The 13,386-nt window shown below is 60.6% G+C and carries 11 protein-coding genes; 6 read left to right on the forward strand and 5 right to left on the reverse strand.

Features of this window, described 5'->3' with window-relative positions; genetic code table 11:
* Positions 1-214: 214 nt before the first annotated feature.
* The 5 genes from HBN98_RS03360 (at position 215) to HBN98_RS03380 (ending at position 6,283) form a co-directional block, all read left to right on the forward strand.
* Positions 215-1,252, forward strand: coding sequence for an ABC transporter ATP-binding protein (locus HBN98_RS03360; RefSeq protein WP_083366907.1), 1,038 nt, complete (start codon positions 215-217; stop codon positions 1,250-1,252).
* A gap of 1 nt (position 1,253) precedes the next feature.
* Complete coding sequence (locus tag HBN98_RS03365) at positions 1,254-2,189, forward strand: ABC transporter permease (protein ID WP_083366908.1); 936 nt, start codon at positions 1,254-1,256, stop codon at positions 2,187-2,189.
* Positions 2,179-2,988: an ABC transporter permease gene (locus HBN98_RS03370; protein WP_003222021.1), complete on the forward strand. Its 810-nt coding sequence runs from the start codon at positions 2,179-2,181 to the stop codon at positions 2,986-2,988. The genes HBN98_RS03365 and HBN98_RS03370 overlap by 11 nt, the downstream gene beginning before the upstream one ends.
* A 159-nt stretch (positions 2,989-3,147) precedes the next feature.
* A complete protein-coding gene (locus HBN98_RS03375) occupies positions 3,148-4,572 on the forward strand; it encodes a gamma-aminobutyraldehyde dehydrogenase (RefSeq protein WP_083366909.1) in 1,425 nt (474 codons plus the stop codon).
* A 226-nt stretch (positions 4,573-4,798) separates the two neighbouring features.
* The gene (locus tag HBN98_RS03380; RefSeq protein ID WP_083366910.1) at positions 4,799-6,283 is read left to right on the forward strand and encodes an APC family permease; all 1,485 of its coding nucleotides are present in this window, start codon (positions 4,799-4,801) and stop codon (positions 6,281-6,283) included.
* A gap of 365 nt (positions 6,284-6,648) precedes the next feature.
* On the opposite strand, the gene HBN98_RS03385 is transcribed toward HBN98_RS03380, so the two are convergent.
* Positions 6,649-6,834 (reverse strand): hypothetical protein, encoded by a 186-nt coding sequence (locus HBN98_RS03385; RefSeq protein WP_064586133.1) that lies wholly within the window; start codon positions 6,832-6,834, stop codon positions 6,649-6,651.
* Between the two features lie 394 nt (positions 6,835-7,228).
* Here HBN98_RS03385 and HBN98_RS03390 point away from each other — a divergent pair, with 394 nt between their 5' ends.
* Positions 7,229-8,857 carry a glucan biosynthesis protein D gene (locus HBN98_RS03390; RefSeq protein WP_064586132.1) on the forward strand — a complete coding sequence of 543 codons (1,629 nt, stop codon included), beginning with the start codon at positions 7,229-7,231 and terminating at the stop codon, positions 8,855-8,857.
* Positions 8,858-9,025: 168 nt separating this feature from the next.
* Here HBN98_RS03390 and HBN98_RS03395 read toward each other — a convergent pair whose 3' ends face one another.
* From HBN98_RS03395 to HBN98_RS03410, 4 genes are all read right to left on the reverse strand, one after another.
* On the reverse strand, positions 9,026-9,559 hold the full coding sequence (locus HBN98_RS03395; protein WP_083366911.1) for a GNAT family N-acetyltransferase: 534 nt from the start codon (positions 9,557-9,559) through the stop codon (positions 9,026-9,028).
* Between the two features lie 83 nt (positions 9,560-9,642).
* On the reverse strand, positions 9,643-10,749 hold the full coding sequence (locus HBN98_RS03400) for an NADH:flavin oxidoreductase/NADH oxidase (protein WP_064586131.1): 1,107 nt from the start codon (positions 10,747-10,749) through the stop codon (positions 9,643-9,645).
* Positions 10,750-11,019: 270 nt separating this feature from the next.
* Positions 11,020-12,729 (reverse strand): single-stranded-DNA-specific exonuclease RecJ, encoded by a 1,710-nt coding sequence (recJ, locus tag HBN98_RS03405; protein ID WP_083366912.1) that lies wholly within the window; start codon positions 12,727-12,729, stop codon positions 11,020-11,022.
* 54 nt (positions 12,730-12,783) lie between these two features.
* Complete coding sequence (locus HBN98_RS03410) at positions 12,784-13,326, reverse strand: YaeQ family protein (RefSeq protein ID WP_083366913.1); 543 nt, start codon at positions 13,324-13,326, stop codon at positions 12,784-12,786.
* Positions 13,327-13,386: the final 60 nt, after the last annotated feature.

Below are 13,386 nucleotides of genomic sequence, written 5' to 3' on the forward strand. Positions count from 1 at the left end.
CATCTGTGGCGAGGGAGCTTGCTGCCGCTGGAGTGCGCAGCACTCCCAAATGGCTTGATGCGACTCAACTGACAGACCGCATTGGCTGGTTTTGGGGCGGCTTCGCCACCCAGCGGGAGCAAGCTCCCTCGCCACACAAGCAAAACGTTTCAGTTTTCTCAGAAGTCCAGGCAGGGCCGCTGCGAAGGCTGTCGCCTTTTTGGAGCACCGCACCATGACGCTTGCAGTCCAGTTCACCAACGTTTCCCGGCAGTTCGGCGAGGTGAAGGCCGTTGACCGGGTTTCCATCGATATTCAGGACGGCGAGTTCTTTTCCATGCTCGGCCCTTCCGGCTCGGGCAAAACCACCTGCCTGCGCCTGATCGCCGGGTTCGAGCAACCGAGCGCCGGCTCGATCCGCATCCACGGCGCCGAAGCGGCCGGCCTGCCGCCATATCAACGCGATGTAAACACCGTGTTCCAGGACTACGCGCTGTTCCCGCACATGAACGTGCTGGACAACGTCGCCTACGGCTTGAAGGTCAAAGGCGTGAGCAAAAACGAACGGCACAAACGCGCCGAAGAAGCCTTGGACATGGTCGCCCTTGGCGGTTACGGCGCACGCAAACCGGTGCAGTTGTCCGGCGGTCAGCGCCAGCGCGTGGCCCTCGCCCGCGCCTTGGTCAATCGTCCGCGCGTGCTGTTGCTTGATGAACCTTTGGGCGCCCTCGACCTGAAACTGCGCGAACAAATGCAGAGCGAACTGAAGAAGCTGCAACGCCAGCTCGGCATCACCTTCATCTTCGTTACCCACGACCAGACCGAAGCGCTGTCAATGTCCGACCGGGTTGCGGTGTTCAACAAGGGACGGATCGAACAGGTCGACACCCCGCGCAACCTGTACATGAAACCGAGCACCACCTTCGTCGCCGAATTCGTCGGCACTTCGAACGTGATCCGTGGCGATCTGGCGCGCCAGCTCAGCGGTCACCCGCAGCCGTTTTCGATCCGCCCGGAGCACGTGCGTTTCGCCGAGGGTCCGCTCGCCAGCCACGAGATCGAAGTCAGCGGTCTGCTCCACGATATCCAGTATCAGGGCAGTGCCACGCGCTATGAACTGACCCTGGAAAACGGCCAGACCCTGAGCATCAGCCACGCCAACAATCAGTGGATCGACAGCAGCGCCCAGCACCAGACTGGCCAGCGCCTGAGCGCACGCTGGGCGCGGGAAGCGATGATTCCGTTGCACGACACCGTGACGAGCGGGGTGTGAAATGAGCACGCTCGCGATGACTCAAGCGCCGCCGTTGCGCCGGTTTTCCAACCTGCTCTACCGCAAGCCGAACCTGTATCTGTCGATGTTGCTGGTGCCGCCATTGCTGTGGTTTGGCGCGATCTATCTGGGCTCGCTGCTGGTGCTGTTGTGGCAGGGTTTCTACACCTTCGACGACTTCACCATGGCGGTCACGCCTGACCTGACTTTGGCGAATTTTGCTGCGCTTTTTCAACCGTCGAACTTCGACATCATCCTGCGCACATTGAGCATGGCCATCGTCGTGTCGATTGCCAGCGCCATTGTGGCGTTCCCGATTGCCTACTACATGGCGCGCTACACCACCGGCAAAACCAAGGCGTTTTTCTACATCGCGGTGATGATGCCAATGTGGGCCAGTTACATCGTCAAGGCGTATGCGTGGACGCTGCTGCTGGCCAAGGGCGGTGTCGCGCAATGGTTTGTGCAGCACCTGGGGCTGGAGCCGGTGTTGCAGTTCATCCTGGGGATTCCCGGCGTCGGTGGCAGCACCTTGTCGACCTCGCACCTGGGGCGGTTCATGGTGTTCGTCTACATCTGGCTGCCGTTCATGATTTTGCCGATCCAGGCGTCGCTGGAACGCCTGCCGCCGTCACTGCTGCAAGCCTCTGCCGACCTTGGCGCGAAGCCGCGTCAGACCTTTATGCAGGTGATTCTGCCGTTGTCGATTCCCGGGATTGCCGCCGGGTCGATCTTCACTTTTTCGCTGACCCTGGGCGACTTCATCGTGCCGCAACTGGTCGGGCCGCCGGGCTACTTCGTCGGCAGCATGGTGTATGCGCAGCAAGGTGCGATCGGCAACATGCCGATGGCCGCCGCGTTTACGTTGGTGCCGATTGTGTTGATCGCCATCTACCTGTCCATCGTTAAACGACTGGGGGCCTTCGATGCACTCTGAGCGCGCTTCACTGGGTCTGCGCATCGCCGCCTGGGGCGGGTTGGTGTTTCTGCACTTCCCGATCCTGATCATCTTTCTTTACGCCTTCAACACTGAAGAGGCCGCGTTCAGCTTTCCGCCGAAGGGCTTCACGCTGCACTGGTTCAGCGTGGCGTTTTCCCGGCCGGACGTGCTGGAAGCAATCAAGCTGTCACTGCAGATTGCGGCCATCGCCACCTTGATTGCGATGGTGCTCGGCACCTTGGCATCGGCCGCGTTGTACCGCCGCGACTTCTTCGGCAAACAGGGCATTTCGCTGATGCTGATCCTGCCAATCGCGTTGCCGGGAATCATCACCGGCATCGCGCTGTTGGCGACGTTCAAGACGCTGGGGATCGAGCCGGGGATGTTCACCATCATCGTCGGCCACGCGACCTTCTGTGTGGTGATCGTCTACAACAACGTCATCGCCCGCCTGCGCCGTACGTCGCACAGTTTGATCGAGGCCTCGATGGACCTCGGCGCCGACGGCTGGCAGACCTTCCGCTACATCATCCTGCCGAACCTCGGCTCGGCGTTACTGGCCGGCGGCATGCTGGCGTTTGCGCTGTCGTTCGACGAAATCATCGTCACCACGTTTACCGCCGGGCATGAGCGCACCTTGCCGTTGTGGCTGCTCAACCAGCTAAGCCGCCCACGGGATGTGCCGGTGACCAACGTCGTCGCCATGCTGGTGATGATGGTGACCATGCTGCCGATTCTCGGCGCGTATTACCTGACCCGGGGTGGTGAGAGCGTGGCGGGCAGTGGCGGCAAATAACTGAATAACCGAAGAAACCGGATTCCTGTAGGAGCTGCCGAAGGCTGCGATCTTTTGAGGTTGCTTTGAAGATCAAGATCAAAAGATCGAAGCCTGCGGCAGCTCCTACCCAGAGTTCGGTTTCGACAGAACAATAAAAGTGTTAGTGAGGACAAAACCATGCAAACCAAACTCTTGATCAACGGCCATCTGGTCAACGGCGAAGGCCCGGCGCAACCGGTGCTCAACCCTTCGCGCGGCGAAGTGCTGGTGGAGATCAACGAAGCCACTGAAGCCCAGGTCGATGCCGCCGTGCGTGCCGCCGACAACGCTTTTGCCGAGTGGTCGCAAACCACGCCGAAAGACCGTTCGCTGCTGCTGCTCAAACTCGCCGACGCCATCGAAGCCCACGGCGAGGAACTGGCGCAGCTCGAATCGGCCAACTGCGGCAAACCCTACAGCGCCGCGCTGAATGACGAAATCCCGGCAATCGCCGACGTATTCCGCTTCTTCGCCGGCGCCAGCCGTTGCATGAGCGGCTCGGCCGGTGGCGAATACCTGCCCGGCCACACCTCGATGATTCGCCGTGACCCGGTCGGGGTGATCGCCTCCATCGCGCCGTGGAACTACCCGCTGATGATGGTCGCCTGGAAAATCGCCCCAGCGCTCGCCGCCGGGAATACGGTGGTGCTCAAGCCGTCGGAACAAACCCCGCTGACCGCGTTGCGTCTGGCCGAACTGGCGTCGGAAATCTTCCCGGCCGGTGTACTCAATCTGGTATTCGGCCGTGGTCCTACCGTCGGCAGTCCGTTGGTTACACACCCGAAAGTGCGCATGGTTTCGCTGACCGGCTCGATCGCCACCGGTTCGAACATCATTTCCAGCACCGCCGACAGCGTCAAACGCATGCACATGGAACTGGGCGGCAAAGCCCCGGTGATCATCTTCGATGACGCCGACATCGATGCCGCGGTGGAAGGCATTCGCACCTTTGGTTTCTACAACGCCGGGCAGGATTGCACCGCCGCGTGCCGGATTTATGCGCAGCAAGGCATTTACGACAAGTTTGTCGAGAAGCTTGGCGCGGCGGTCAGCAGCATCAAATACGGTTTGCAGGATGATCCGTCGACTGAGCTGGGGCCGTTGATCACTGCGCAACATCGCGACCGTGTTGCCGGGTTTGTCGAGCGTGCCGTGGCTCAGCCGCACATCCGTTTGATCACCGGTGGCAAGGCTGTTGAAGGCGCCGGTTTCTTCTTCGAACCGACGGTGCTGGCCGATGCGCAGCAGGATGACGAGATCGTCCGCCGCGAAGTGTTTGGGCCGGTGGTTTCGGTGACCAAGTTCACCGATGAAGCGCAGGCGCTGGAGTGGGCCAACGATTCGGACTACGGCCTGGCGTCCTCGGTGTGGACCGCCGATGTAGGACGCGCACATCGCCTGTCGGCGCGTTTGCAGTACGGCTGCACGTGGGTGAACACGCACTTCATGCTCGTCAGTGAAATGCCCCATGGCGGTCAGAAATTGTCCGGTTACGGCAAGGACATGTCCATGTATGGGCTGGAGGACTACACCACCGTTCGGCATGTGATGTTCAAGCATTAACAGCGAAAAGATCGCAGCCTGCGGCAGCTCCTACATGATGGACGCCGTTACCCTGTAGGAGCTGCCGCAGGCTGCGATCTTTTCCGCGACACACGGATGATGTCGGCGATTCACCACCAGGCTTCACCAAAACCAAAACAACAACTACCGAACCGGGCGGCGCCCACAAAGCCCCGCCACGGCCTCGGCCATCCGAAATCTGCCGATTTCACGGAGTAAAACACACATGAGTTCCTCACCCGATATCGCCACAGCCGTTGCCGACAGCGATGCCGAACAACTGCGCAAACTGGGCTACACCTCCAACTTCAACCGCAGCATGAGCCTGTGGGAAAACTTCGCCCTGGGCTTCACTTATCTGTCACCGGTCGTAGGGGTTTATACCCTGTTCGGCTTGTGCCTCGCCGCTGGCGGGCCACCGATGTTCTGGGCCTATTTGCTGGTCGGTTGCGGCCAATTGCTGGTGTGCCTGATCTTCGGCGAAGTGGTTTCGCAGTTCCCGATTTCCGGCGGGGTGTATCCGTGGGCGCGGCGCCTGGTAGGCAAGAAATGGGCGTGGATGGTCGGCTGGATCTACTCCATCGCCCTGTGCGTCACCATTGCTGCAGTCGCCGTCGGTGCTGGACCGTATCTGGCGGCGATGCTCGGTTTTGAGCCGAGCAACAACACCAACATCGTTATCGCCCTGGTGCTGACGCTGTTCGCCACCCTGGTCAATCTGAGCGGCACCAAAGTGCTGGCCCGGATTGCCATGTTCGGCTTCCTCTGCGAACTGGTCGGCGCGGTGATCGTCGGCGTTTACCTGCTGATCTTCGAACGTCACCAGCCGCTGAGCGTGTTGTTCAACACCTTCGACATCAGCGTCGACGGCTCATACCTACCGGCGTTCCTCACCGCCTCGCTGGCGGGGATGTTCCTCTACTACGGCTTCGAGGCCTGCGGCGACGTTGCCGAAGAAACCCCGAACCCGAGCGCGAAAATCCCGGTGGCCATGCGCATGACCATCTACATCGGCGGTATCGCGGCGATGTTCGCCTGCCTGGCGCTGATCCTCGCCGTGCCGGACATGCAAGCGGTGATCAACGGCACCGACAAAGACCCTGTCACCACCATCCTCAACAACGCCTTCGGCCCGATCGGCTCGAAAGTGGTGATGGGCGTGGTAATGATTTCCTTCATTTCCTGCGTCATCAGCCTACAAGCCGCAGCGAGTCGTCTGCTGTACTCCTACGCTCGCGATGAAATGGTCATCGGCAGCCGCCTGCTGAAAAAGATTTCTCCTACAACCCAAGTCCCGGTTGCCGCGCTGTTCGTGTCCGGCGTCCTGCCCGCCCTGATCATCGCCCTCGGCTTCTTCCTGCAAGACGCCGTAGCGACCATCGTCAGTTTCGCGGCCATCGGCATCTACCTCGCGTTCCAGATGATCGTCCTGGCTGCGCTGTACGCCCGCAGCAAAGGCTGGAAACCGAGCGGCAAATTCACCCTCGGCGCGTGGGGCTGGCCGGTGAACATCGGCGCGCTGGTGTATGGCGTCGGCGCAATCATCAACATGGCCTGGCCACGTACGCCGGATGCGGCGTGGTACGTGAACTATGCGATGGTGTTGAGCACGGCGATCGTGATTGGATTGGGGTTGGTTTATATGTGGATTGGCAAGCCGTATGACCATGGGAAGGCGCCGGCTGGGGATGCGTGGAAGGTGAGTCGCTAAGAAGAATCACCCCGGAATCGAGATTTGATTCCGGGGTTTCCTCGAAGCACTGCCATCAATTCATAAGTACGCCATTTGATATCGGCTTTACCTCTAACAGCTTCGAAGCGATCCAGAATGGACAGCGGCCGTATCCAGTATTGGGTACTTGTCGCTAACAAGTCCATTCAACAAAAATCCTGTGGCGAGGGAGCTTGTCGAATCGTCGCACCGTCCCGCTGGGTCGCGAAGCGGCCCTTCTGCAAAAGCAGGGGACTGCTGCGCAGTCCAGCGGGAGCAAGCTCCCTCGCCACAGGTTTACTCCGCAAGTTGATTGATTTGCACACCGTAAATGCCAAATGGCTATCAAGGCACCTACCCCAGGGTTAAAACCGCGAAACACTCCTCATCGCATCCACCAGATACCTCATCGCAATCCGGTCGCTCTCCGACAACTCGCGATAGCGCTCCACCAGTTTCAATTCCTCAGAGCTCAATCTACGCCTTCTGCGTGCGCTGCTCAGGCAGGGGAAGATGCCGAGCATTTCGGTGATGTCTTGTACTTTTGCCATGGACGATGTCCTTCTCTAATACGTCAAAGAACTGCTTGATCACCACATCGCCCTGCCCCTTACAGCAGCGCCTGTGCCCTGCCGGTTGTGCCGGCCATGCCCATAGAATAGAAATTTAATCGGCGCTGAAAAGCGGTTTTTAGAGTAATTAGTCGAGAAAAGCAGATATGCCCTATAAATCAGAAAGTGCCGTCAGAAATTTAACCGACATGTCTTGTTTCATTGACACTCTGTCACTGTGCTATCAACGAATTTTGCTCCGCGAGCGAACCGTTTAAGCTAGCCGGCATCTGTTTATAGTCCGTTGCGTTTGGCCGAAGGCTTGTCCGAACCGTAATTTCTGATCCAGCACGTGCCAGGAACGGCGCGGGATTGCTCACGACAGGTTGTATTTATGCACCGCAGGAATTTGCTCAAAGCGTCGATGGCCATTGCGGCTTACACCGGTCTCTCGGCTTCCGGCCTGCTGGCCGCCCGTGCCTGGGCAGCCAATGGTGGCGCCGCTGATGGTGAAGCCCAGGCTTTCGATTTCGAAACGCTGAAGCGTCAGGCCAAGCAATTGGCCGGTTCGGCCTACCAGGACACCAAACAGGTGCTGCCGCCGACCCTGGCGACCATGACCCCGCAGAACTTCAACGCGATCCGCTACGACGGCGATCATTCGTTGTGGAAAGAGAACAAGGGTCAGCTGGACGTGCAGTTCTTCCACGTCGGCATGGGCTTCCGTCAGCCGGTGCGCATGTACAGTGTCGATCCCAAGACCCGCACTGCCCGCGAAGTGCATTTCCGTCCGACACTGTTCAACTACGAGAACACCTCGGTCGACACCCAGCAGCTCAAGGGCGACCTGGGTTTTGCCGGCTTCAAACTGTTCAAGGCCCCAGAGCTGGATCGCCACGACGTGGTGTCGTTCCTCGGCGCCAGCTATTTCCGCGCGGTGGACGCCACTGGCCAATATGGCCTCTCGGCACGAGGCCTGGCCGTCGACACCTACGCGAAGAAACGCGAAGAATTTCCTGACTTCACCAAATTCTGGTTCGAGACCCCGGATCAGAACGCCACCCGTTTTGTGGTCTACGCCCTGCTCGACTCACCGAGCGCCACCGGTGCGTACCGCTTCGACATCGATTGCCAGGCCGAGCGCGTGGTGATGGAGATCGACGCCCATATCAACGCGCGTACCGCCATCGAACAACTGGGCATCGCGCCGATGACCAGCATGTTCAGTTGCGGCACCCACGAACGCCGCATGTGCGACACCATTCACCCGCAGATCCACGACTCTGATCGCCTGGCGATGTGGCGTGGCAACGGCGAGTGGATCTGCCGCCCGCTGAACAACCCGGCGACCCTGCAGTTCAACGCGTTCGCCGACACCGATCCGAAGGGCTTTGGTCTGGTGCAGACCGACCATGAGTTCGCCAACTATCAGGACACCGTCGACTGGTACAGCAAGCGCCCGAGCCTGTGGGTCGAACCGACCACCGCGTGGGGCGAGGGCTCGATTGATCTGCTGGAAATCCCGACCACCGGCGAAACCCTCGACAACATCGTCGCCTTCTGGACCCCGAAAAAACCGGTGGCTGCCGGCGACTCGCTGAACTATGGCTACAAGCTCTACTGGAGCGCCCTGCCGCCGGTCGGCACGCCGCTGGCGCGGGTGCATGCGACCCGTTCGGGCATGGGTGGATTCGTCGAAGGCTGGGCACCGGGCGAGCATTACCCACCGGTCTGGGCCCGTCGATTTGCCGTGGACTTCACCGGTGGCGGCCTGGATCGCCTGCCGCAGGGCACCGGCATCGAACCGGTGGTCACTTGCTCCAACGGCAAGGTGCAGGACTTCAGCGTGCTGGTGCTGGACGACATCAAGGGTTACCGGATCCTGTTCGACTGGTACCCGACCAACGACAGCGTCGATCCGGTGGAGCTGCGGTTGTTCATCCGCACCAATGACCGCACGCTGAGCGAGACCTGGCTGTACCAGTACTTCCCGCCGGCACCGGACAAGCGCAAGTATCCTTGATGACGAGAGGTGCCTGCATGGGCCTCATCGCGAGCAGGCTCCTACGTTGGATTTTTGAGCAAAACGAATCCCCGTAGGAGCTGCCGAAGGCAGCGATCTTTTGATCTTGTTCATGCTCCGTCAAAGTCAAAAGATCGCAGCCTTCGGCAGCTCCTACGGGGAATGTTGTCAGCCAAGAGGACAGTACAGATGGATGTCGCAGGGTTCTTCATCAAACAGCTCAGGATCCGGTTGATCAACCAACCGGCAACCCTGGTGCTGATAGAACTCCACGGTATTGCGCGACTCGGTGGCTGAAACATATAACGCCTCGGCACCGAACCGCCGCCCCTGTTCAGCGGCCAGCGCAAACAGCTTCGTCCCCAGCCCCTGCCCCCGGTAATCACGGCTGATGTGCAGAAACTTCAACTGCCGCATGTTCAGCACCTGGTTGTGAATAACCCGGTTATCCACAACCACCGCCGCGACCAGCGCCTGCCCATCGAACACCCCATACAACCAGCCACCTCGCCGCAAGCACTGCTCCAGCGCCAGCGCATTCTCTTCGGCTTCGCCTTCAGGCCATCCGCGCATGTCGAAACGCGCCGGAAAAAGCGCCAGCACGCCGTTCTCCAGGCGATAGCACTCTTCCACCAGCTCGCTGCGGTCGATCTGCGCCAGCAACGGCAAATCGTGTTCGGTCAGTTCACGTTCAATCAACATGCTCGACGTCCTTGGCAAATGGCAGGCAAGAAAAAACCCGCCGGTTCAATGGCGGGTTTTATAGACGTTACTCTGCTTTGGAATCAATCGCGCAGGTCGGATTCGTGAATCGGCTGGTCACGATGCGTCGCGCGCTGATACTGCGCCGGCCACACTGCCTGGCGCCCGCCGAGATCATCGTCAGCGTGCAACGGCCAGTACGGATCGCGCAGCAGCTCGCGGGCGAGGAAGATGATGTCGGCCTGGCAGGTGCGCAGAATATGCTCGGCCTGCGCCGGCTCGGTAATCATGCCGACGGTGCCGGTGGCGATGCCTGAGTCCTTGCGCACCCGTTCGGCGAAGCGCGTCTGATAACCCGGCCCCACGGGAATTTCGGCGTTGGCGGCGGTGCCACCGGAGGAAACGTCGATCAGATCCACCCCCAAGGACTTGAGGCGGCGCGCCAGCTCCACGGTCTCATCCGGATTCCAGCCGTCTTCAACCCAGTCGGTGGCCGACACCCGGACGAACACCGGCAACTCTTGCGGCCACACTTCACGCACGGCCTCGGTGACTTGCAGCACCAGCCGAATACGGTTTTCGAACGAACCACCGTATTGATCGCGGCGCTGATTGCTCAACGGTGACAGGAACTGATGCAGCAGATAGCCGTGGGCGGCATGCACTTCGACCACACTAAAACCTGCTGTCAGCGCGCGCTTGGCCGCGGCGACGAAGGCTTGAATGACTTCACCGATCTGCGCTTCATCGAGCTGTCTGGGTTGCGTGTGCTGCGGGTCGAAAGCAATCGGCGACGGCCCGACCGGGGTCCAGCCGCCATCGTCAGGTTTGACGCTGCCATGTTTGCCGATCCATGGCCGATGGGTGCTGGCCTTGCGCCCGGCGTGAGCCAGTTGAATACCGGCGACAGCGCCCTGGGCAGTGATGAACCGGGTGATGCGTTGCAGCGGTTCGATCTGTTCGTCGTTCCACAAACCGAGGTCTTCGGCGGTGATTCGCCCGTCGGCCGTGACCGCCGTGGCCTCAGTAAAAATCAGTCCGGCACCGCCCACGGCGCGGCTGCCCAAGTGCACCAGGTGCCAGTCGTTGGCCAGGCCGTCGACGCTGGAGTACTGGCACATCGGCGACACGGCGATGCGGTTGGGCAGGGTCAGTTGGCGAAGGGTAAAGGGTTCGAGCAGCAGACTCATGGGGCACCTCTCAAATCAGTGGGCAGGCTCCAGGGTTCTGTTTGAAAAGTCGACGAGTGACAGGAAAAGGTGCAGCACCCGCCCCCGCGGGCAAAAAAATCGACAAGACGTCACAAGGCCAATCAAGCAGTGCTTAGAGCCTAGTCGACAACCGGGGATGAGGGAGGGTTCAGAGTGATTCAGTGTGTGAAAGGGTGCTTTCGCGAGCAGGCTCGCTCCCACATTTTGGAATGCATATCCCTGTGGGAGCGAGCCTGCTCGCGAATGGCGTCAACGCGGTTCGATGTGGGCAATCAGCAGTTGCACCGTCTCGTTACCACGGAACTCGTTGACGTCGAGTTTGTAGGCCAGTTCAACCCACTGAATGGTCGGATTCGGCCAGATATCACGGTCGATGCCGAAGGCGATCCCGTCGAGCTTCACCGAACCACACTCGCTTTTCAGCACCACTTTGAGGTGCCGCTCGCCCACCACCCGCTGTTCGACCAACTGGAACACGCCGTGGAACAGCGGTTCCGGGAAGTGTTGGCCCCAAGGTCCGGCATGGCGCAGGGCGCGGGCCAGTTCGAGGTGGAATTCTTCGACCGCCAAGGTGCCATCCGACAGCATCCGCCCGGTGAGGTCTTCTTCGCGAAGTTGCCGACGCACTTCGGCGTCGAAGGCCTCGGCGAACAGCGGAAAATTCTCTTGCGGCAAAGTCAGGCCGGCCGCCATGGCGTGACCACCGTATTTGGCGATCAGGTTCGGATGCTGCGCGGCCACCACGCTCAGGGCATCACGAATATGGAAGCCCTGCACCGAGCGCCCAGAGCCCTTGAGCAGACCGTCACCGGCATCGGCGAAGGCAATGGTCGGACGGAAATAACGCTCTTTCATCCGCGACGCGAGAATGCCGATGACGCCCTGGTGCCACTCGGGATCGAACAGGCACAGGCCGAACGGCATCGATTCCACCGGCAAGTCCTTGAGCTGGGCCAGTGCCTCGCGCTGCATGCCCTGCTCGATGGATTTGCGATCCTGGTTCATGCCGTCCAGTTGTGCGGCCATTTCCCGCGCCAGATTGGCATCGGCGGTGAGCAGGCATTCGATCCCGAGGCTCATGTCGTCAAGGCGCCCCGCCGCGTTCAGGCGCGGGCCGACGATGAAACCCAAGTCCGTCGAGGTGATACGCGCCGCATCACGCTTGGCCACTTCGAGAATCGCCTTGATCCCCGGCCGTGCACGCCCGGCGCGAATCCGCTCGAGGCCCTGATGCACCAGGATCCGGTTGTTGGCGTCCAGTGGCACTACGTCGGCGACGCTGCCCAGCGCCACCAGATCGAGCAGTTCGCCGATGTTCGGTTGCGGTTTGCTCTCGTACCAGCCGAGGCTACGCAGGCGCGCGCGCAAGGCCATCAACACGTAGAAAATCACCCCCACCCCGGCCAGTGCCTTGCTCGGAAACTCGCAGCCCGGCTGGTTCGGGTTGACCAGCGCATCGGCCAGCGGCAGCTCATCGCCGGGCAAGTGGTGGTCAGTGATCAATACTTTCAACCCTGCGCGCTTGGCAGCGGCCACGCCTTCAACGCTGGAGATGCCGTTGTCGACGGTGATCAACAACTGCGGCTCGCGGGTCAGGGCCACTTCGACGATTTCCGGGGTCAGGCCGTAGCCGTATTCGAAGCGGTTTGGCACCAGATAATCGACGTGCGCCGCGCCCAGCAGACGCAAACCGAGCACGCCGACCGTACTGGCCGTGGCGCCATCGGCGTCGAAGTCGCCGACGATCAGAATCCGCTGGCGCTGCTCCAGCGCCGTCACCAGCAGATCCACCGCTGCCTCGATGCCCTTGAGCTGCTGGAACGGAATCAACCGCGCCAGGCTTTTATCCAGCTCCGCCTCGGACTGCACGCCCCGCGCCGCGTACAAGCGGGTCAGCAGCGGTGGCAGGTCGCCGAGAAACGGCAGAGTGGCAGGCAACGGTCGAGGATCAATACGCATGGGGTAACGGAAACTTCTCTTGAATACGTGGGATTAATCAGTCGTAACGCGGGATCAGCCGCGCTCGCCTTGCAGCCATTGCAACTGGACTTCGTGCTGACCACGGTCGTCGGTGACGAAGATCGTGCCTTCGCTGATCATCACGTCCCACTTGATGACGCGAGGCATGTCCTTGGCCAGGGTCTCCAGCACTTCTTGTGGGACGGCGGCGATGTTGACGTTTTTCAGGTTCTTGATCGCCGGGATCACCTTGGTTTCCCAGACGCGCAGGCTGCCGTAAGCGAGCAGGCTGGTGCGTTCGGTGCGACGCGAGCACCAGGTCAGGCGATCAACGTCCGGCTGGCCGACTTCGATCCAGTGCAGGACACGGTCATCCAGGCTCTTTTCCCACAGCGCAGGTTCATCCACGTCCGACAGACCACGGCCAAACGACAACTGCTCGTTGTACCAGAGCGCGTAGGCCAGCAGGCGCACGGTCATACGCTCTTCGGTCTCCGAAGGGTGACGGGCGATGGTCTGCTTGACGCTCTCGTAGACGCTGCGGTCGAGATCGGTGAGGTTCAGTTCGAATTTATAGGTAGTGGACGGCTGGGCCATGAACGGGCTTCTTGATACGAGGAAAGTCGGCAAGTCTAACCGATGCGGTAGGCAATCATC

Source organism: Pseudomonas koreensis, from assembly GCF_012986595.1.
Classification (GTDB): Bacteria; Pseudomonadota; Gammaproteobacteria; order Pseudomonadales; family Pseudomonadaceae; genus Aquipseudomonas; species Aquipseudomonas koreensis.